The following is a 21295-nucleotide window of genomic DNA, read 5'->3' on the forward strand; positions in this document are numbered from 1 at the left end:
AAATCAAAGGTTGGCCCGTTACTAATCGTAATGTTCGCAGGAGCGCCGGCTGTTCCTTGAATATCTCTCAGCGCCGCTGTCGTCACCGCACCGTTATTGTAGGAGAGATTTATCGTATCGTTAAATGGACCTAAACCGGACGGAGCAAATTCAACAACAATAAGACAGCTAGCACCAGCGCCCAAAGTCGCACCGCAGTTTCCACCTGTACCTGGATAGACTCCACCTAAGAAAGCAAACGGCGCCGCTAAACCTGTTTCTAAAATTGCTGTCGCGCTGAAGGCTCCGGAGTTCGAGACAGTAAATGCATGGGAAATTGTTCCACCGTTGGCGATCAGTCCAAAATTATAAGTTGGCCCATCAGAGATCGTAAGGAGAGCGGGAGCTGAGCCTGATCCCGTGATTAAACGCGTGCTCGTCTGCGCGTTGACTCCATTATTATAATTAATATCAATACCATCGTTATAAGTGCCGGTCACTGTCGGGGCGAAGCGCACGATGATTGTACACGTCGCCGCTGGTGCGAGTGTCGCTACGCAAGTTCCACCGCCAGGATATGCACCACCGGCAAATGTAAATGGAGCGGCGAGACCCGTTCCTGCTAATGCAGTCGCGGGAACACCACCTGTATTGGTCAATGTAAATGTATGATCCGCAAAAGCGCCGTTGGCTAAATTACCATAGTCGTAAGGATCTGTTTCCGTCAGCGTGATCAACGCAGGGCTCGCTCCGGTACCTTGGATATTCAATGTGCTATTTACGCCTGTCGCGCCGTTGTTGTAATTGATTTGAATTGTATCCGTCTGGAGACCCGTCAAAGTCGGTGAGAACGCAATAATGAGCGTACAGGAACTTCCCTGATTGAGAGTCGCTGTACATGTTCCGCCGGTGCCTGGATATGCGCCACCCACGTAAGCAAAAGGAGCCGCAATTCCCACTTCGGCGATACCTGTCGCTGGAACTCCACCCGTGTTACTGACCGTATACGTAGATGGGGCCGTAGCTCCAGTCGCTAAAGTGCCGTAGTCGTAGGCTACACCACCGTTAATCGTTAAGAGTGCCGGACTTGCTCCCGTACCTACCACATCACGCAAGCTGGATTGAGTGGTAAATCCGTTATTGTAATCAATTTGAATTGTATCTAGGAACGCGCCATTCACTGTCGGGGAAAATCTCACCACGATAGTACATGTGGCGGCCGGAGCTAAATTCGCCGCACAGGTCCCACCGGCTCCAGGATAAGAACCCCCAGCAAAAGAGAATGGAGCTGCAAGTCCAGTTCCCGTAATTGAGGACGCAATAAATCCACCCGTATTCGTAACGGTGAACGTATGATCGGTATTGCTCGTTGTCGCTTGAATTCCGTAATCGTAAGAAGGACCGTCTGTAATTGTGAGAACTGCCGGAGGAACTCCAGTGCCGGTGACGGTTCGCGTGGAGGTTTGCGGGAGAGCGCCATCATTGTAGTTGATTTCGATATTATCAGTCGCTAAGCCTAAAGCTAAAGGCGCATAGGTGATTTCAATGTTACAACTTGCACCCACAGCCAAAGTCGGTCCGCAGTTTCCACCGGTTCCAGGATAAGCACCGCCGGTGAATGTAAAGGGAGCCGCTAATCCGGTTCCTGCCATCAAGGTGGCGGCGATACCGCCGGAGTTACTCACTATAAAAATACGATTGGTCACTGAACCCTGCGGAAGAGAACCAAAGTCGTACGAAGGCCCATCGGAGATGGTGAGAAGTGCTGGATTCACCGCATTTCCTGTGACACCCCGAGTGGCCACTTGCACGAGAGCTCCATCATTGTAAGTTAACTCGATATCGTCATTCTGAATTCCCGTAACGACTGGAGAAAAATTTACCACGATGTTACAGTTCGATCCGTCGGCAATAATCGCAGTACAAGTTCCACCGGTTCCTGGATAAGATCCACCCGCAAAACTATAAGCACCCGCCAAGCCTCCACCCGTCACTCCTGTCGCCGGAGCTCCACCGGTGTTAGTGACAATAAAGGTTTGCGACGTTGTCGATCCTGTGGCCTGATCTCCAAAGTCAAAAGTAACGCCTAAATTTATCGATAGTAAGGCAGGATTTACGCCTGTTCCTTGCATCGGACGTGGTGTGTTCTGTGGACCCGCGCCGTCGTTGTAATTCATATCTAAAGTGTCAGTCTGTAAACCAAGGACGGTGGGCGTAAACGTGACCACCACTGTACATGTGGCCGCCGGAGCCAAGGTGGCCCCGCAAGTTCCCGCAGCTCCAGGATAGGTTCCGCCAGCAAACTCAAATGGAGAAGCGATATTCACACCATTCATTGCTGTGGCATCAACACCACCCGTATTTGTGATTGTGTAAGTGTGAGGTGTCGCCGAAGTGATTACACGATTTCCATAATCGTAGGTAGGTCCATGACTAATCGTTAATAGCGCGGGGTTCGCTCCGTTTCCGGTGAGAGGACGAGCCACATTCACAACCGTCGCGCCGTTATTATAATCGACAACTACGGAATCGTTAAAAGTTCCAATTCCGATAGGACTAAACGAAACTGAAATCGTACAAGTCATCGTCGGAGGAAGAGCGCCAGCACAAGTTCCACCGGTTCCAGGATAAGCTCCACCGGTAAACGAGAATGGAGCCGCAAGACCACTTCCGCTCATCGCGGTTGAGTCAACGCCACCGATATTCGTCACCGTAATAAAGACGGATGTGGTGCCGCCCGTTGCGATATTGCCAAAATTATGAGTCGCTCCATGACTTAATGTGAGGAGGGTCGGAGCAGCTCCCGTACCCTGCACTGGGCGAGTTGCAGAAGCCGCGATAACTCCATTATTATAATTCACTGTAAGAGTATCTGACAAAGCTCCCGAAGTGATGGGCGCAAAAGAAACTTCCACGTTACAAGAAGCACCAGCGATCAACGTTGTGGAACAATCGCCACCTGTGCCTGGATATGTACCACCAGTAAAGGTAAAGTTGGCTCCAAAGGCTCCGCCGGTCATGCCCGTGGCCGTCACACCACCGGTGTTGGTGACTTGGAAGATGTGACTTAACGACGAACCCGTCGCTAAAGTCCCATAGTCATAACTTGGAGCTTCGTTGATACTTAACACGGCCGGGGCTGCACCCGTTCCGGTCATGTCACGGGTCACGTTGGCGTTCGCCGCACCATCATAATAATCGATGACGAGGGTATCTGCATGAGCCCCAGTGGAAACAGGAGAGTAAGCAATGTTAATAGTACAGCTCGACCCAGCATTGAGAGTCGCTGCGCACGTTCCACCCGTCCCAGGATAGACTCCCCCCGCATAGTCAAATGGAGCCGCAAGTCCCGAGACCAAGATCGTCGTGGCCGGAACTCCACCCGTGTTGGTGATTGTAAACGCATGAGTCAGTGTGGCGCCCGTAGCGACCAACCCGTAAGGATAAGTCGGTCCATCGCTGATCGTTAAAAGGGCTGGATCCGCTCCGATACCGGTCACCGTACGGCTGACACTCTGAGGATTCACGCCATCGTTATAATCCAGTTGAATGGCATCGTTAGCGACACCATTCACCGTCGGTGCAAAGGCCACCACAATTGTACATGTCGCCGCTGCGTTTAACGTTGTGGTACAAGTTCCCGCTGTTCCCGGGAAGGCTCCGCCAGCAAATCCGTAAGGAGCCGCAAGGCCCGATTCGCTGATCGCAGTGGCGGGGAAGCCTCCAGTATTAGTAATCGTAAACGTATTGTTTGTCGATGATCCCGTCGCTTGTGTTCCGTAGTTATAAGGATTTGTCGCCGAAATCGTTAGTGTCGCTGGAGCGACTGCAATCGCGGTAATATCACGAGTGGCTAACTGAACAACAGATCCATCGTTATAATTTATATTGAGTGTATCTGCATGTGTGGCCGCCGCTAGGGGTTGATAGCTCACAATCACCGTACATGAGGCTCCCGCATTTAATGTCGCGGTACAAGTTCCACCGCCAGGGAATACTCCTCCAGAGAAGTCATACGGAGCTGCGAGTCCTCCACCAGAAATGGACGTGGCCGCTGACCCTCCCGTGTTCGAGAGGGTGAATGCATGAGTCACGGTAATACCGGTCGGCTGAGTCCCAAAATCATATACAAGACCATTACTAATAGTGATCACGGCAGGACTTAATCCTGTTCCCTGAACTGTGCGAGTGACGGTCGCCGTGGTTGTGCCGTTACTATAGCTCAGTTGAATCGCGCCTGCAGCAAGCCCTGTTGAGGTGGGCGCAAAAGCAACAACGAGACTGCACGATGCTCCGGCAGCGAGAGTTGGTGTACACGTTCCACCAGTTCCAGGATAAGTTCCACCTAAAAATGCAAACGGTGCCGCAAGAGAGATTTCGGTAATCGCGGACGCCGAATAGCCTCCTGTATTTGTTAATGTAAATGTATGTGGAGTGGTTGATCCCACGGTTCGCGAAGCGTAATCATAAGGATCGGCCTCTGAGAGTGTGAGATTTGCCGGATTTACCCCTGTTCCCGAAACCGTGCGTGTCGAGGAAACTGCAGCAACACCATTTAAATAGTCGATTTGCACATCGTCGGTCACTAGACCTAAACCTGCCGGAGTGAAAGACACAACGATCGTACAAGACGTTGCCGCCGCAATACTTGCACCGCACGTTCCACCCGTTCCAGGGTAAGCACTTCCTAAATATTCAAACGGCACAGCTAAGCCCACACCGCTGACACTGTTTGCCGCCACGCCTCCGTTATTCGTAATCGTCAATGTTTGAGAAGTGGTCGACCCGATGGCTTGAGAACCAAAATTAAAGATAGGACCATTACTAATATCTAAGAGTGCGGGATCGGCTCCTGAACCTTGAACATCCCGAGTGGCCACCTGTGGACCAACGCCATCGTTGTAATCCATCTCGATAGTATCCACATAAATGCCGTTCACTGTCGGCGCAAATTCAACAACGATCGTGCAAGAGGCCCCTGGTGCTAAAAGAAGGGCGCAAGTTCCCCCAGTTCCCGGGTAAGTTCCACCAAAGAAACGGAAAGGAAGACCGAGGCCACTTTCGCCCATGGCGCTCGTTTGCGCTCCACCGATATTCGTAATAGTGAAGACATGGTTTAACGTCGAGTTTGAAGCTATTGTGCCGTAATTGTAGAGTGGAGTATCTGATATAGATAAAATTCCCGGTGGAATCCCCTGACCTGTCACATCGCGTGTCACCGACTGAGTGTTTGCCCCATCAAAATAATTGATGATCATCGTATCGGCATCAACAGTAATCGCAAGAGGACTGTAAGTAACGACCACCGAGCAGTTCGCTCCCGCCGCTAAAGTTGCAGTACAGTTTCCACCGACTCCTGGGAAAGATCCGCCTTTAAAGATAAAAGGAGCTGCTAAGCCTGCACCGGTGATGGTCGTCGCATCGATTCCACCAATGTTGGTGATTGTAAACGTATGATCCACCGACGTCCCGATGACCGCTTGACCAAAATCGTAGGTTGGCCCGTGACTGATCGTCAGTTGAGCCGGAGCCACTCCCGTTCCCTGGACGTCACGAGTGGCGGCTTGAACCACGGCTCCGTCGTTGTAATTCACACTGAGAGTTTGATTCGATGTCGCTGGAGCAATCGGAGTAAACGCGATCACCATGGTGCAAGAGGCACCTGCGGGCAATGTGGTTGTACAGGTTCCAGCCGTGCCCGGGAAAGAACCACCGACAAACGCAAAAGGAGCGGACATGCCAGTGATATTAAGACCTGTCGCTGGAACCGCACCGGTGTTCGAAACCGTAAAGGTATGAACCAAACTTGCGCCGATAGCTACAGAACCGTAATCATAGAGAGGACCATTACTTACAGTGAGAACTGCTGGAGGTAAGGCCGTGCCCAGAACATTGCGCTGAGAATTTACCAAACCTATACCATTATTATAGTCGATCACTAACGTATCGTTCGTGGCACCCACAACTAATGGGTTGTATCGGACAACCACGATACAGCTATTTCCTGGAACCAGGGAGAAGCCACAAGTCCCACCAGTCCCCGGATAGATTCCACCACTAAAGTCATAAGGCGCGGCCAGACCGAGACCGTTGATCAAGGTGGCGCCAAATCCACCATTATTAGTAATAGTGAAGATGTGATCATTGATTGATCCCACCGCTACTGTTCCGTAATTGAATCCAGGAGCGTCAGAAATGTCTAAAAGTGCAGGAAGAACCGCACTTCCTGTCATATCTCGACTGGTGGTCGCAAGAGTGATTCCGTTGTTGTACGCGATATCAATGGCATCTACAAAAACACCGGCGCTGAGCGGAGTAAATTGAACTTCGATGAGACAGCTCGCTCCAGGGAGGATGGTGTTTGTACAAGTTCCTGTTGTTCCAGGAAAAGTTCCGCCCGAATAAGCAAATGGTGCCGAGAAACCTGTCATCACCACACCTGTGGCCGTCAGGCTTCCCGTGTTGGTGACCACAAACTGATGGGTTGGTGCTTGGCCCACAATAATCGAACCGAAACTATAAATCGGCATATCCGAGATCTCGAGAATCGCAGGGAAAACCCCTTCCCCTTGCACGGGACGAAGAGCCGATACTTGGTTTACCCCGTTGAAATACGAAAGACTAATGGCATCGTTTTGAACACCTAGATTCGTCGGCGTAAACGCCACCACGATTGTACATGTCGCTCCACCGGCGATCTGCGCTCCGCAAGTTCCACCGGTGCCGGGATATAATGCGCCGAGGAGACTAAAATCTCCACCTAAACCGAGCTCGCTGATGTTAACGGCTGACGCTTCACCGTTGTTGGTCACAGTGAAAGTGTAATCCGCAAAATCGCCAATCGGCACAACGCCAAAGTTGTAAGTGGGGCCATCAGAGATCGCAAGAGATGCCGGTGTTCCGCCTTTACCTTTGACCGGAAGTGAGGATTCCTTGGGTCCTGTCGCGATATCTTCGTACCCGAGAGTGATCAAGCCTTCGACGGCTGCAGTTGTTGCTGCAGAAAAACGAAGAACAATTTTACAAGACTGATTGATTCCTAAAATCGCACCGCAATCTCCACCGGTACCGGGATAGGATCCCCCTCTAAAAATAAAACTTTGCGCAGACAAAGATTTATCAACAATCGAGCGTGCTTCCGTGGGGCCAATATTGATGAGATACAATTCGACGTCGTAATAACCACCAACGGCAGCAATGCCAAAGTCAAAACTATCTACACGCTGAAGCACACTGCTCGTCGTCGAGAAAATAATTTTTGCAGAAACGGCTTCGTTGGGTTCGGTAACGCTCGCGACGCAAGAAGCAATAAGTGGTGAAATTAAAATGAGTTGTGAAATTTTCTTAAGAAAAGAAAATCGAGTGGCGCGAGTTACTTTGCGAGTTAACTGCGTTGATTTGTTGTAAAATCCTTTTACGATGTCACTCAATCCTAGAGTCCTCATTCCCTCTATAATCATAGAGCTCTTCTTGGCGCGATGTAACCATCTAGTTTATTTACAGTTCCAAAGTTCTGTCGGAATTCCAACACCACTAACAACTAGCTTTTCGACATTCTTTCCATAAAAATGAAGTGATTCTCACAACATTATCAAATAGGGACATTAATCCTGGTCGAGTCTGTAAGACATGTCTCATCGTCAAAGTTATAACGAATATAGTGGCAGAGCGTTCTCAAAATGAAACCGCCGGATTTTGTAAAACTGATTTACAACTCAAGAAATTTCGCAGGCCTTTTGTAATACATGCGACCTGACGAAGCGATGACTCATTTCAGGACTAGAAATAAGACGAGGAAATTAAGTTCCACTTCTGCACTCCGAAAGTACTGGGGTATCCAAATACAGGAGTGTTGTATGAGAAAATTTTTGATCACGTCGATTATCTCTAGTTCTTGCTTGATGGTCATCTTGGGATACCAGAACTGCACAAAAAAGTCTCCAGAGCATCACTCGGTTATGCCAAAGACGGCAGCGCTCGAACTCCAGTTCCGCAATTTCTAATCTCATCGCAGACCGAAATAAAGTCTGCGACAGATTTCAAGTCCCCGTCCTCCCGAGCGAACGCGAAGGATCTCACGAATCGTCGTCCTGTGCGAACGCACAGATCCCACGAGCAATTCCCTCCGAAAATTCTCATTTGAATCCCTAAAAAATAAAAGGTAGCCTGTCCGCATGAAGCTCGACGACAATTTTAAGTACGCTCTTTTTAACGAATCCGAGTTTAAAGCCATTCGCTCGAGAGGCCCCGGCGGTCAGAACGTCAACAAAGTCTCCTCTGCCGCTCTGATGACATGGAAATACCTGCACTCATCATTAATTACCGACGAACAGAAAAAACTGGTGCGTGAAAAACTCAAAAATTTTATCAACGCCGAAGACGAAATTTATTTAAGAAGTGATGAATTTCGAGATCTCGAGCAAAACAAAACTCGCTGTATCGAAAAACTCAAAATTCTCCTCGAAAAAGCGTTCCATAAGGACAAGCCTCGTCGCCCCACAAAACCCAGCTACTCGTCTAAGCAAAAAAAATTAGACTCCAAAGCCCGCCGAGGCGTCGCCAAAAAAAACCGCCAAAAAGTCTCCTGGTAAATCCGGCCGGTACGCCGATACTTTTTGAGAACCGGCGCGTAAATTCGAATCAACTGGAATAGATTTGATTCAAGCAACTCTGACGCAGAGGTTCTCAAAAAGTATCGGCGTACCGACCGGACAATTAAAGAAGGGTGCCGGTGAGGATTGCTTGCGCGACGCTGAAGTATAAAATGAGACCCGTGATATCGACGAGGGTCGCGACGAATGGCGCTGACGCCGTGGCCGGATCAAAACCGATACGACGGAAGATAAATGGCAGCATCGAGCCTACGAAGGTTCCCCAAAACACAATCCCGATAAGACTCAGCCCCACGGTGATCGAAATTAAAAAGTAGTGATCCGCCTGAACATGGACGCCCAAGGGAATGAGATACACTCGTAAAAGTCCAATCACTCCAAGAATCAGTCCGAGGCATAACCCAGCCCCCGCCTCTCGCATCATCACCCGCCACCAGTCGATGATGCGAACCTCACCAATGGCCATCGCACGAATAATCAGGGTCGAAGCCTGTGATCCCGAATTTCCACCCGAAGAAATAATGAGGGGAATAAATAATGTCAGCACCAAAGTTTTCGCAATCTGGTCCTCGTAATGAGCCATCGCGGTCGCCGTAAAAAGCTCTCCGATAAAGAGGACGAGAAGCCAGCCCGCACGCTTTCGCAACATCATAAAGAAGCTCGCCTTAAAGTACGGCGATTCAAGGGCCGACATCCCCCCCACGCGTTGCATATCTTCCGTCGCCTCTTCCTCGGTGACTTTCACAACGTCATCGAAGGTCACAATCCCCTTCATATGCCCTTCGGCATCCACCACCGGCAAAGCCACTTGCTCTGTCTTTGCGAAAATACGGCTGATCTCTTCTTGATCTAAATTATCGGCAAGGGTGATCAGGTCGTCACCTTTAACCATAATGTCGGCAACGAGTTTTGCGGGGTGAGCGATAAATAACTGACGAAGCGACGCCACACCTTGAAGCTTTTGCTTATTATCTAAAACGTAAGCGTAATAAATGGTTTCGATATCGGCACGAGTTTGCGCCCGCAAATAGCGAATGGCTTCTTCCACCGAAATATCTGGGCGAAGACGCGCATAGCGAGAATTCATCAACCCCCCGGCCTTGTCCTCAGCATAGGCGGAAAGCGCCTGTACGTCGATGCGGGTTTGCGGGTCAAGGAAGGTCATGGCTTCACTCACCTGCTCGGCGGTCATCTGTTGGAACAGATCGACGATATCATCCGGAGCCAGGAGACGAAGCCAGGAGCGACGATCATAAAACGGAACTTGAAGGTAAATTTCGGCTCGGTCTTGTGCCGACAAACTTAAAAATAACTCTTCAGCATGGTGCCGAGGAAGAGAGAGGAAAATTTCAATGTGCTGTCCGGGAGCCGTGGTCGACCAATTCTCGATGAGCTGATTGATATCAGGAGACTCAACGGCTGTGTTATTTTCCTGCTGCTCAGACAATGGAGCCTCCACGATCGATTCAATAACGGTCAGTACATTTTTCGGCTTTTAGGTTACTTTTCTTAACCGATTACACTCTCAATTTTGAGGGGTCAACCCCTAGATCTCCTTCAGGCGATTTTCTCTGTTGCCAATAAATACGGAGGGGGAGAAAATAGCCCTACGGTGAAAAAATTCTTTGGTTTTTCGATCACAACGACTCTAGGCCTCGCCACCCTTCTAACGATGAGCTCTTCCATCGCGCAGGCCAATAGTCATTCTTGCACAGATGGCCTTTCTCAATTTCGATTGGACCCACCCAAGGGTTGGAAGTTCGACACCGAGCTCGCACAAAGTCTAGGAACCTGTGTGTTCTTTTACCCACCCGATGCAAAACTTGAGAGCTCTCCCGCGGTCATTTATGCCCGAGCCGTCTCTCGCCCTCAAGATCCTAAAATCAACACCATTGAGGCGATGATTAAAGAAGATTTTGATCTTCTCCGTGTACGCAGTCCGCTCATCTATCAGCGAGACAAAGGTCTTTATCGGTCAAAGAAAAAAATCGAGTTTAAAGTTGTGCGCTTTCTCAATGGCCCTAAGAATCAGGAGTTTGATTCGAACGCTTACTTAAAAGTAGGAGACTCAATTCTGGTGGTCTCCCTCTCCACAAGCACTCGCGAAAATTTTGATAAATATTTACCTCTTTGGATTGAGGTATTAAATTCGGTGATCATCACGTCCTCGCCACCACCTAAAAAAATTCTCGCTCCAAAACCAATACCTTCGAAAAACAAGGTTGCGATCCCACCTAAGACAGCTCCCAAAATGCAAAAAGCGCCGCAGGGGCGCTCTTTTCAGAAAAAATAAATTGAGAGGACTAAGGGCAAGTTTGATTCCCAAACGACTGATTATCCACAAGTGACTTTAATGCGGTCGATATGGTGACTGTAGATCCATCAAAGGCCAAATCGCCAATACCCGCCATATCACGAATTAAATGAACCACGGGAATTTGCTTTGCTCCACTCGAGCTCACCTGCGCGGAACTCTCATAGAATTCGATATATTCATAAGCACCATCTGCCATTTGCGGCTCCGATGGCTGTTTCTTTGAAATATTGCCACTCGAAATGATGGCTTTAATCCCAGCAACATCGTTCTGACTCAAAGTCCGAGACTTGCTGCAGTTGGGAGTGTTTACTTTAGATTTAAGGACGCGGGTATTCAGATCAAGGACGTAATCATGGGACCAGTTCGGCGTGTTGGGAAGGCCGTACCATCCTCCGCGAAAGAATCGAATCACCGGTGTCTGATCAAAATTGATGGCATAGCAACTTTCCACATAACCATTGCCTTCGTAGAGATCCAAAAGGAGATCATTAATCTCTGCTTGATTTCTAACAATTTCAAAAACACCAACTTCAGCTTCTGCCGCATCGATGTAAAGCTTTAGAACTTCGGAGCTGTCTCTATATCGTAGCTCGATGAAAGTTTCTCCCCCATCCACACGATAAACATCGGACGGAGGCTTTACGCGATACTGCATGGTATTTAAAAGATTCACGATGGAACTGATCTGAGTCGCAGTGATCACTTTCATACGATCGCAATCCCCCTCGTCACCCTCAACAGTAATCGTTGCGTACTGGGAATGTTGAATTTCGACAGTAAAGTCGGTTTGATTGGGACCATTTGGGCCAGGGAATCCACCGCCTTGATAGTAGCGAACGGATTTTAGAATTCTCCCACTACCATCGACATCGAGATCATCGACGCTTGTTCCCGAAGCACTTCCGCTTTTCGATTTGCTGCAATTTTGGAAAACCACGACGGAACACAATCCCAGCATCATGGACATTAAAATGATAAACTTTTTCATGGATACCCCCGTAACCAATTCGATGAGCCTTACACAATTAGTCTACGACGAGATTCAAAATTATACAAAAAAACTAGACTATCCCGACTCAAAACGAGATAGCCGTTGGAAACTAGCGCTTTTTCTTAGGTTGTTTGGCTTTAATCATCTTTTTCTTTTTAAGAATTCTTTTTGAGTGCAAACGATTTGTCTTCTTTTTCTTAGCCATGTTGTCTCCTCCCGACCTTGGTCGATGAACTAAGCTTAACTGCTTAATTTTCCTTTAATTTATCTTTGGAATTCCGAAAAGACAATTATCATGTGGAAACTATTTGTCGCCATCGGCTTTTTGATGAGTTCTGCGGCTATGGCCGAGGATGTTATCGGAGATTTTATCGAACGGAGCGCGCGAGATCCCTCGGCCCCTGCCGCACGCCCGACACCACCTCACAGTGGCCCTCCACTGGCGAATCCCAATTCGCGCGCCCTCAACGAAATCCGCTGTATTCAACAGCGAGACAGTCGCCCCATGCGAGCCGACCGAAGAAATTTGGCCACACTGCACGCCCAAGCTCTCTCCCCCAGCATTCAGCGCGCCTTTAATAGTTATGGTTTTTCCGTCGAAGAGAGACGTCACTTCTACGCTCAGATGATGAAGGAAACCGGAGCCCTAACAAGTCTATCAGAGACTCAACGGTTTCAAGAGCGAAGCACTGCCACAGATACCTCTCAGCTCGGAATGGAGACTCTGTTAAAAACGACGGCCGACGATCATCGAGATTTCCGCGGTGGCGCCTCCAATGCCAGACACTCTTCGCAGTTTGGAGATTTTCGCGGGCGCGGACTCATTCAAATCACGGGGTGCGATAATTTTTTATCGATTCTTCACTATCTCAATCTCAAATACTCAGGAGCCGAAACGGAATGGCAAAACGCGTGGTACGCCAGCCACCGGCAGGAGGATCGCTCAAAGCAGATTGGGCGCGTCTGCAATGGCGACAATCAACACAATCTTCGAGAAGTGATGCGAAGATATCAAGAGAGATACAATATGGATCTCGATCTCTACGGTGCGATCAGCGACCCACGGCGCTTCGCCATGTTGGGTGGAGAATTCCAGCAAAGCCCAAGACATCATCGCAATGATCGGTCGGGCCACCCCTGCGTCAATCAAAGAGGTTCTCGTTGCATCAGTTCCGAGGACTTTCTCGTCGATGCATCAATGGCCTTCTGGCGAGGCCGATTTCCGGGAGGCATTTACAGAAGATGTCGAGGTGAACGCAACTCTGAGCAGACCCTCCGCTGCATCACCAAGATCGTCACCGGCGCCGAGAATCCCACCGAAATCACCGAACGCCTCAAATGGTACCGCATCGCCGAAGCCTGCGTCCGGTAGGTACGCCGATACTTTTTGAGAACTACCGCGTCAACATTGCCACTTGAGGAATCTTTGAGGGATCTCAAACTGAGTCCTCTTTAAAGATTTCGAGATCTGAATTTTCAGTTCGCTTGACTCGTCCTCGTTCAAACATCGGATCCACTCTTCCGTGCACCTTGGAACAAGTGACGAAATACCTGTGATCAAGGAAGTCCGGGCTATATTTTTGGAGACAAGTGTCGAATACGAATAATCCTCAACGCGAGAAACGACTCCCGCGTCCACCGGATTTCTCAGAACGTATTTGAGTGCGTAAAAGAACGATGCCTCTGATTTAATTAAACTGGCCCGATAAGGTCCTCCGAATAAATGATTAATCCGTCCCGCATTGTCATTAATTTCCCGATTTACGGATCTCTGAAGCCACTCCATGACTTTCGGAACAGGAAACTGCTCTGAGGCGGTAGCAACCATGTGATAATGATTATTCATTAAAACAAATTCATGCACTTGGAATTTAAACTTAAAGCTAGCTTCATTGAGCTTTTTCGAAAATATCCGCCAACATTCGTCGATAGGCAGATAAAACCACTCCTTATTATTTGAGCGCGCATAAATATGATACGGAAATTCATGGGTTAAAATGAGTTTTTTGCGAGGCATGAAAGATCGGAGTGCAATGACTATTCCCAACCCGAATTCGTTTCGACGCGGTAGTTCTCAAAAAGTATCGGCGCACCAGCCGGACGGGCGGGTTATTGGCAGGTGCCGATGCGGACTTGGGTGGATTCGCAGGCGCTTCCCGGAGAGAAGGTGGGGAGCTTCCACTCACCGCCCGCAGAGCAGGTGAATCTCACGCAGCGGACGTTTTTTTGATTCGTGTCGCAGGATTTTTTGTTGTTCCCGAAACACTTCCATGCGCACTGTTCATATTGAGCGTCTGGCGCCTGACAAAACGAAGAGCCCTCGCTCGCCAGCCCTCGCTGCTGCACTTTTCCCGCGGGAACGCTTAAAGTGTAATTCTCCACCTTGGGAGTTTTTTTCGGAAGCTCTTGAAATCTTGAAATCATATTCTGCGCATCCATCTCAAACGACTGTCCTTCGTCCACGCGAAGAGGTTTTTCCATCAAATCATTGCGACGGATCCACGCCGGGCCTGAAATATTTTTTACAGTCTGAACCGCGCTGCTTTTATCCCATTGCAAAGTCCCATTCCGCTTTCCCATTCTCCACGTGCCGAATGGAAACACAAACAGGGGCTCCTCGGCTCGCTCTTCACTTGCAAAAGACATATTTCCCTTCATCAAATGAATCAGCAAATGCCGATCCTCTTGGCTAAAGAGCAATTCAGAATCCTTCTTAAGATTTAACTTAAACTGGGACTTTCCAAAGGAGAGTTGGAACGTCGTCGGCGACTTCACTTTAAGAAACTGCCCCATTTTTATAAACTCATTCTTTTTGAGTTTACTCTTGGCCGAGGCGCGCGCATCGCCCTGAACTTGGATCACCTGCAAGCGATCTTGGCGAAGTGTGAGCGACGCCGGTCCGCGGAGATGCTTGAAATCTTCGGGGTTCACCGTAGTCTCCACCAGCCCGTCGATGATTTTGCGAGCGAAGGTCGGCAATTGCGGATCTTCACCGATGGCCGGAGCCGACTCTTCCAACTCCCAATCTTGGCTTGCGCCGATTTGGTCAAAATTAATTTCGGGAAGAGATTGCTTCTGGAAGCGTTCAATATTGGAGATTTTCGGCTCGGTGATCGGCGTCGTGCGATTCTGCGGAGGATAGGAAAGTGGTTGGGCGCCCGCCACACACTGAAAGTAATTGTCTACGTTTTCGCAAACGACCTTTTCACACTGAATCGTCGCACCAATCCCACAGCTTTTGGCCTCTTTTCCCAAAAAGATTTGCACCTGGCAGGGCTCGCAGGTCACTTGAGGGCAGTTGCAATCGTTGAATGCGGCAGATGCAGAAAAACTCAGCAACATTAGAATAGACCAAAACAAAAACTTCATAATGTTTTATCGGCTAACTGAGTGGAAAATTTGAGTTAATCCATGACTGGACAGGCATAAATTTCGGCGTTATCTTAATCCCAGACTTACGACCAACTCATCAGGGGGAAATCATGACTTTAAACTTTTTCAAACGCTCGCTTGCCGCACTCAGCCTCATCCTCTTCTCGACCAATAGCTGGGCGTACTTGAGTCTTCTGAGCACCGGCGACATTGTCGCTCAAAATCAGTTCCAAGGTTTAGGTTACATCGAAGGGATCCTCGATGAGGACTACGAAGGTCTTACCGCCAATGCCCGAGCCAGTTACGGGGTCAATGAAGAATTCCAGCTTGAAGCCGAACTGGGTTTAGGAAAAATAGATTTTACTTTTGGTGCGTTTGCAAAGTGGGTTCCGATTCCCGATGTGGAAGGTCAACCGGCAATTGGTGTGCGTGGAGGCGTCAGCTACATGAAGTACGATGATTTTTCTCAGACCAGTATCGTCGCCATGCCTTTTTTAAGTAAAGCGTTTCAAACCGATGTGGGACGAGTTTCTCCCTACGTAGGTATTCCGTTGGGCGTCAACTCCTATGACGACGACTCTGACTTCTTCACTCGTCTTGCCGTAGGATCTGAGCTTTCTCAGACTCAGTTAGAAAATGTTCGCATTATCGGAGAGGTTGGCTTCGAGCTCTCTAAATCCTTCAGCAGCATCACTGTCGGAGCGGCCTACGATTTCTAAACCCGTCGACTCATGACACTGCGGCAGCTTCTTCAACTCTGCCGCTCGACTCCTGCTAAAAAACAAACAGTCTTTCGATCTCAGGATAATCTTGATCTAACATTTCTTTCTTCTGCCAATCAGATTCGGGTGTCTGAAAAGGCTTAAAACCAAAGTCGGATTTACCCAACGGGTTTTTATTTCCCATTAAATACTGAGAAACTAATGTGCGAATCGCCGCCTCTCCATTCTTTTCCGTAACGCCCAGCCAACCCAATCGCCCCTCGACATAAAGGGAAGTAAATCCATGAACCACGCACCAGCAGTTCATCGCTTTATGGTAAACATCTCCCGAGCCAACCAGGCCTTTCTTTTGGCAGAATAGGATCATGTTTTTAAGAATTAAAAAGGACTTCGCCGCCGCGGCCAACAATTCAGGATATTGAGGACTGGGTTCAATATGAGACGTCGCCATTAATTTAAAGTGCTGAGGATGAAGAAGCCCCATGCGAAAATACGCTGCTGCACAATCAAACATCATTTTTTCGGGATCACCCTTCGACTTTAATATAGCATCCGCCATAAATTCCGACTTCTTCTCGAAGCCCTCAGCCATCACCGCGGCGATCAACTCATCCTTGTCTTTAAAATGACGGTAGGGCGCCGCCGCACTCACCCCGGCTTTCGCCGCCAGTTTCCTCAACGAGAGCTCCGAAGCGGACACCGACTTCAATAACTGTAGGGCCGTCGCAATCAAAGTCAGACGAAGGTCTCCATGATGATAAGATGATGTTTTTTTAGACATATTATTTATCAATTCGTTTCCGCTCCATTGATCACCACTGAATGTTGACAGTGCTCACATTTTATGTGAACACTGTAAACACTATACCACAATTTTAACAACGCGCTAACAAAAATATGGGGGCATTATTTATGAAATGGTGGATACAAAAGGTCATCGAATACAAACGATCCATAGTCTTTCTCACTCTCGCCATCAGCGTGGGTCTTGTTCTTCAGCTCAAAAATTTATCGATCATTATTGATCCTGACGACGCTCTCCCACAGTCCCATCCCTATTTGGTCGTTAATAATGAGGTCGAAAAAATCTTCGGCAATAAGTTTACGGTGGTCATCGGGATTACCGCCACCGACGGCACAATTTTCCAGACTCCGGTGCTCGAAAAAGTCAAACGCATCACCGAAAAGATCTCTAGTTTAAATGGAGTGGTGCGATCCAATATTAATAGTCTCGCCGCGAGAAAGGCCAAAAACATCAAGGGCGACGCTGACGGCATGACGGTCGAACCCTTAATGGAAGTGGTTCCCCAAACTCCCGAACAGTTTGAAAAACTCAAGAAGGCCCTTGAGTCCAATCCGGTGTATTCGAATCTCCTGATCTCCAAAGACCAAAAGACCACCCAAATTGTGGCCGAATTTAAAAAAATTCCCGGAGGATTTCGCGCCATCGACACTGCAGTTCACCAAGTTGTGGAATCCGAAAAAGACACGAACGTTGAGATTACTGTGGGCGGACTCCCCTCATTCCTTTCGCTCCTTGAGGTTTACTCCGAGCGTATGGGATTTTTATTCCCACTCGCCGTACTGATTATCGGCTTGATTCACTACGAAGCGTTCCGAACCTTTCAGGCCCTCTTCCTCCCGCTCGTGACCGCGATGATCGCAGTGATTTGGGCCGTCGGAATCCTCGCGCTCATCGGCCAACCCATGGATGTGTTTAATGCCTCCACTCCGATTCTGATCCTGGCCATCGCCGCGGGACATGCCGTGCAAATTCTTAAGCGGTATTACGAAGAGTATCATGCGCTCCGCAACGAAAACATCTCGGCTCAAGAGAAAAACCGGAGAGCCGTTTTCAACTCCTTGGTCAAAGTAGGACCGGTCATGATTGTGGCGTGTATCGTCGCGGCGCTGGGATTCTTCTCCCTGATCATCTTCGAAATTAAATCCATTCGAACTTTTGGAATATTCACCGGCTCCGGCGTTTTAAGCGCGCTTATTTTAGAGCTCACCTTTATCCCCGCACTTCGCTCCATGCTACCCCCTCCAGGAGAGCGCGAGCAACGGCGCGAAGCTGAAGAGACGTTTTGGGATCGACTCACTTTGCGTTTTTACCACCTCGTCACCGAGCGCCGAAAAGCCATTTATATTTTTTCGTCGTCGCTAATTCTTCTCCTTTCGATGGGGGGCTACTGGCTTAAAATCGATAACTCGCAGAAGAGTTACTTTTACGGAAATATTCCCGCGCGTATGGACGACGACAAGCTCAATGAGCGCATGGGCGGAACAAATACTATGTACCTCCTTGTCGATACCGGAAAAGAGGACGGCATCAAAGACCCCGCCGTTCTCAAGGGAATGGAATCCATGCAAGAGTTTTTCGCCAAGGAAGCCCTCATCGGGAAAACCGTATCCCTGGTCGACTTTATCAAACGGATGAATCAATCCATGAACGAAGATAAACCCGATTTTTATAGTGTTCCCGGAAATTCGGATCTCATCGCCCAGTACTTGCTCTTGTACTCCAATTCCGGAGAGCCCGGAGACTTCGACTCCTACGTGGATTACGTTTATCAAAAAGGACTGGTTCAAGTGTTTCTCAAAACCGATAGATCTTCTTACATTGATGATCTCTCCGATCGCGCCAAGGCCCATGCGGCGACGGTATTTCCTGCCACCGCCAAAGTTTCTATCGGTGGGGGCGCTACCGGCGGAGTGGCCTTGAACGAGGTCATGATCGAGGAAAAAATTCTTAATATTCTGCAAATCATGGCGGCCGTGTTCCTGGTCTCTTCGTTGGTCTTCCGCTCGTTTCTCGCCGGAGCACTCATTTTGGTTCCTTTGATCGCAGCCGTGCTCGTGAACTTTGGAGTTATGGGACTCGTTGGAATTCCGTTACAGATCGCGACCGCTCTCGTTTCGGCTATGGCCGTAGGGATTGGGGCCGATTACGGAATCTACATGAGCTATCGCATTCGCGAAGAATTACGCTCTCAGAAAGAGGAGCGACAAGCGATCAAAAACGCCTTTCACTCCGCTGGAAAGGCCACTCTATTTGTAAGCTCGGCTGTGGCGGGCGGATTCGGCGTCCTTATGCTGTCCTGGGGATTTATGATTCACATGTGGATGGGCTTCTTGATCGGCATGGCGATGTTGGTCAGCTCCATCACCGCACTCACCGTATTCCCGTCGCTCATTTTAACTTTAAGACCCAAATTTATTTTTGAAAAACAGAAAGGAACAAAATGAAAACTATCATCCTACTTTTAGCTCTGAACTGGGGAGCCTTCGCCGCTCCCGCACCCACACTGACCGCCGAGGAGATCGCACAAAAAAACTTTTTATCCTCGAAAGTGAAGGACTCCATCTCGGACTCCACCTTCCGACTGATCAATGCCAACGGACAGGAGCGTGTCCGCGAAACTAAAGGGCAAACGAAGCTCATTGATGGGACCACCGACAATATGCGTGTGGTGACATTTTTATCCCCATCCGACGTGAAGGGAACAAAGACCTTGCTGATTGAACACTCTGGAAGCGATGACGACATTTGGATTTACCTACCGGCTCTGAAAAAAGTCAGAAGACTTGTCGCTAGCAATAAAAAAGACTCCTTCGTAGGGACAGATTTTTCTTACGGAGATGTGATTGGCTTTAAAGTCGAAGAATGGAATCAGAAAATTCTTAAAGAGGAATCGGTCGACGGAAAATCGTGCTATGTCATTGAATCGACACCCAAAAAGCCAGAGACGGGAGTCAACTCCGGTTATTCGAATCGTATCGGTTGGATCGACAAAGAAAGTTTCGTAGCCCTTAAGGGAGAAATGTACGATCAAAGTGGAGCTCTTCTTAAAAGAATTTCTGCAAAATCTCTAGAAAAGATCGACGAAAAGAACAATAAGTGGCAACCGATGATTCTCGAAGCAGAAAATGTACAAACGAATCACAAGACTCGCATTGAATTCAAAAACTATAAGGCGAACGTAGGAGTAGGAAATGACGTCTTCACAACACGTTACTTGGAAAAGCAGTAAATCCTTCTGGCTCTGCTTTCTCATCACTCATGCCATAGTCTCCGTCACCCAGGGTTCGTGGACCGAAGCATTGGGACCGAGCGGCTCCCTAAGAACTGCCTATTGGAGCGATAACAAAGAATTCTTGCCGGAGAACAATTACTTGGTGAGCTCCGCCTGGTTCACCTTGCGCCCCGAAGAGATAGGGGGATTTAAATTTTATTTCGATGGATTTGTTCAAGGTGAAGATCTCGCCCGCGAGGAATTCTCAAGAATTGATGTGCGCGAAGCTTTTGTCGAAAAATCCTGGGGTGATTTCGATTTTAAAGTGGGACGAATCATTACGGTTTGGGGGCGTGCCGATAAAATTAATCCCACCGACAGCATGAGCGTGAGAAATTTTAAGCTCCTGATGACCGATGACGAAGACCAACGCACCGGTATTTTTACCACCCAGGTCACTTACACTCTTTCGGACTATAGAATTTCGGCGTTGTGGCTCCCCGAATGGAGATCTCCGACCTTCCCGATCCCGCCTCTCACAGGTGTGACCCTTCGAGATGTGAAACCGGAATCGCCGGAGAATCAAATGGCACTTAAGGTGGACCGGTCCGGTGGAGCTGTGGATTGGTCTTTGAGTTACTACAAAGGCTACAATCATTTCCCTGATCTCGATCTTCTCGCAATTTCTCCCACCGGAGTGGACGTGGGATTTAACTACGGAAAAGTTCAAGTCTTTGGAGCCGACTTCGCGTCCACACAAGGCCAGTATGGATTTCGCGGAGAGCTCGCCTACTTGCACACTGAAGACCGTAAAGGTGACAATCCTCTCCGACAAAACTCGATGGTCAACGCGGTTCTTGGAATAGAAAACTCGCCGGTCGAAAACTTAAATATTAATTTTCAGCTCTTGTTCCGCCATGTCTTAGATTATCAAAGTCTAGATGCCGTCACAGACCCCGGCACTCGCGCCCTGGCTGAGCAAGTCACGATCAACTCCAACCAAGTGGCCGAAACTTTTGGAGGGCTTTCGCTTCGACCGAGTTATAAGATGTGGAATGAAACTCTAGAGGTCGAACTCGCTTTTGTACTGTGGGCGAAATATTCAGACTCGCTCCTCCGCCCAAAGGCCACCTACGCCATTAATGACTCCTGGAAATTCATCCTGGGCGGCGAAATCTACAATGGACCGGCCAATAGCTTTTGGGGTCGTCTCGAAAAGGCGTCGACAGTTTTTACCGAATTGCGTTGGATTTTTTAAAAGGAAGCCCCAAAGCTTCCTTTCTCTT

General features: G+C 48.7%; 14 protein-coding genes (1 of these 14 only partly in view). 8 read left to right on the top strand and 6 right to left on the bottom strand.

From position 1 onward, the window contains the following. Positions 1 to 7424 carry the start of a choice-of-anchor D domain-containing protein gene (locus K2Q26_07035; GenBank protein ID MBY0315255.1) on the bottom strand. It extends 22900 nt beyond the left edge of the window, so the window shows 7424 of its 30324 coding nt (coding positions 1-7424); its start codon is at positions 7422 to 7424; its stop codon lies off the left edge, out of view. A gap of 411 nt (positions 7425 to 7835) precedes the next feature. Between K2Q26_07035 and K2Q26_07040 the strand changes: the two genes are divergently transcribed. Together K2Q26_07040 and arfB are read left to right on the top strand one after the other, a co-directional pair. Next, entirely contained in the window at positions 7836 to 7982 is a 147-nt protein-coding gene (locus K2Q26_07040) for a hypothetical protein (GenBank protein ID MBY0315256.1), read from the top strand. A 171-nt stretch (positions 7983 to 8153) separates the two neighbouring features. Beyond that, on the top strand, positions 8154 to 8570 hold the full coding sequence (arfB, locus tag K2Q26_07045) for an aminoacyl-tRNA hydrolase (GenBank protein ID MBY0315257.1): 417 nt from the start codon (positions 8154 to 8156) through the stop codon (positions 8568 to 8570). Between the two features lie 124 nt (positions 8571 to 8694). On the opposite strand, the gene mgtE is transcribed toward arfB, so the two are convergent. Continuing rightward, positions 8695 to 10038 carry a magnesium transporter gene (gene mgtE, locus K2Q26_07050; GenBank protein MBY0315258.1) on the bottom strand — a complete coding sequence of 448 codons (1344 nt, stop codon included), beginning with the start codon at positions 10036 to 10038 and terminating at the stop codon, positions 8695 to 8697. A gap of 165 nt (positions 10039 to 10203) precedes the next feature. Here mgtE and K2Q26_07055 point away from each other — a divergent pair, with 165 nt between their 5' ends. Further along, complete coding sequence (locus tag K2Q26_07055; protein MBY0315259.1) at positions 10204 to 10884, top strand: hypothetical protein; 681 nt, start codon at positions 10204 to 10206, stop codon at positions 10882 to 10884. 10 nt (positions 10885 to 10894) lie between these two features. Here K2Q26_07055 and K2Q26_07060 read toward each other — a convergent pair whose 3' ends face one another. Then, positions 10895 to 11896 carry a hypothetical protein gene (locus tag K2Q26_07060; GenBank protein ID MBY0315260.1) on the bottom strand — a complete coding sequence of 334 codons (1002 nt, stop codon included), beginning with the start codon at positions 11894 to 11896 and terminating at the stop codon, positions 10895 to 10897. Positions 11897 to 12194: 298 nt separating this feature from the next. Here K2Q26_07060 and K2Q26_07065 point away from each other — a divergent pair, with 298 nt between their 5' ends. Next, the gene (locus K2Q26_07065; GenBank protein MBY0315261.1) at positions 12195 to 13271 is read left to right on the top strand and encodes a hypothetical protein; all 1077 of its coding nucleotides are present in this window, start codon (positions 12195 to 12197) and stop codon (positions 13269 to 13271) included. A 30-nt stretch (positions 13272 to 13301) separates the two neighbouring features. Here K2Q26_07065 and K2Q26_07070 read toward each other — a convergent pair whose 3' ends face one another. Further along, positions 13302 to 13916, bottom strand: coding sequence for a transposase (locus tag K2Q26_07070; protein MBY0315262.1), 615 nt, complete (start codon positions 13914 to 13916; stop codon positions 13302 to 13304). A gap of 92 nt (positions 13917 to 14008) precedes the next feature. After that, positions 14009 to 15268 (bottom strand): hypothetical protein, encoded by a 1260-nt coding sequence (locus K2Q26_07075; protein ID MBY0315263.1) that lies wholly within the window; start codon positions 15266 to 15268, stop codon positions 14009 to 14011. A gap of 113 nt (positions 15269 to 15381) precedes the next feature. On the opposite strand from K2Q26_07075, the gene K2Q26_07080 reads away from it, so the two are divergent. After that, positions 15382 to 15990, top strand: coding sequence for a hypothetical protein (locus K2Q26_07080; protein ID MBY0315264.1), 609 nt, complete (start codon positions 15382 to 15384; stop codon positions 15988 to 15990). A 55-nt stretch (positions 15991 to 16045) separates the two neighbouring features. Here the strand turns inward: K2Q26_07080 and K2Q26_07085 are convergent, their stop codons facing one another. Then, the gene (locus K2Q26_07085) at positions 16046 to 16774 is read right to left on the bottom strand and encodes a TetR/AcrR family transcriptional regulator (GenBank protein MBY0315265.1); all 729 of its coding nucleotides are present in this window, start codon (positions 16772 to 16774) and stop codon (positions 16046 to 16048) included. 131 nt (positions 16775 to 16905) lie between these two features. On the opposite strand from K2Q26_07085, the gene K2Q26_07090 reads away from it, so the two are divergent. Genes K2Q26_07090 through K2Q26_07100 form a run of 3 tightly spaced genes read left to right on the top strand, consistent with a single transcriptional unit; the run spans position 16906 to position 21267 of the window. Then, a complete protein-coding gene (locus tag K2Q26_07090) occupies positions 16906 to 19242 on the top strand; it encodes an MMPL family transporter (GenBank protein ID MBY0315266.1) in 2337 nt (778 codons plus the stop codon). Further along, on the top strand, positions 19239 to 20027 hold the full coding sequence (locus K2Q26_07095) for an outer membrane lipoprotein-sorting protein (protein ID MBY0315267.1): 789 nt from the start codon (positions 19239 to 19241) through the stop codon (positions 20025 to 20027). Before K2Q26_07090 ends, K2Q26_07095 begins: the two co-directional genes overlap by 4 nt. After that, complete coding sequence (locus K2Q26_07100) at positions 19990 to 21267, top strand: hypothetical protein (GenBank protein MBY0315268.1); 1278 nt, start codon at positions 19990 to 19992, stop codon at positions 21265 to 21267. The genes K2Q26_07095 and K2Q26_07100 overlap by 38 nt, the downstream gene beginning before the upstream one ends. Positions 21268 to 21295: the final 28 nt, after the last annotated feature.

It is taken from the genome of Bdellovibrionales bacterium, from assembly GCA_019750295.1.
Taxonomy (GTDB): Bacteria; Bdellovibrionota; Bdellovibrionia; order Bdellovibrionales; family JAGQZY01; genus JAIEOS01.

Bases quoted from the DNA above. Each gene is read 5' to 3' on its own strand.
- K2Q26_07040 (MBY0315256.1), top strand. From the start codon at position 7,836: ATGAGAAAATTTTTGATCACGTCGATTATCTCTAGTTCTTGCTTGATG.
- arfB (MBY0315257.1), top strand. From the start codon at position 8,154: ATGAAGCTCGACGACAATTTTAAGTACGCTCTTTTTAACGAATCCGAG.
- K2Q26_07060 (MBY0315260.1), bottom strand. From the start codon at position 11,896: ATGAAAAAGTTTATCATTTTAATGTCCATGATGCTGGGATTGTGTTCC.
- K2Q26_07065 (MBY0315261.1), top strand. From the start codon at position 12,195: ATGTGGAAACTATTTGTCGCCATCGGCTTTTTGATGAGTTCTGCGGCT.
- K2Q26_07070 (MBY0315262.1), bottom strand. From the start codon at position 13,916: ATGCCTCGCAAAAAACTCATTTTAACCCATGAATTTCCGTATCATATT.
- K2Q26_07075 (MBY0315263.1), bottom strand. From the start codon at position 15,268: ATGAAGTTTTTGTTTTGGTCTATTCTAATGTTGCTGAGTTTTTCTGCA.
- K2Q26_07080 (MBY0315264.1), top strand. From the start codon at position 15,382: ATGACTTTAAACTTTTTCAAACGCTCGCTTGCCGCACTCAGCCTCATC.
- K2Q26_07085 (MBY0315265.1), bottom strand. From the start codon at position 16,774: ATGTCTAAAAAAACATCATCTTATCATCATGGAGACCTTCGTCTGACT.
- K2Q26_07090 (MBY0315266.1), top strand. From the start codon at position 16,906: ATGAAATGGTGGATACAAAAGGTCATCGAATACAAACGATCCATAGTC.
- K2Q26_07095 (MBY0315267.1), top strand. From the start codon at position 19,239: ATGAAAACTATCATCCTACTTTTAGCTCTGAACTGGGGAGCCTTCGCC.
- K2Q26_07100 (MBY0315268.1), top strand. From the start codon at position 19,990: ATGACGTCTTCACAACACGTTACTTGGAAAAGCAGTAAATCCTTCTGG.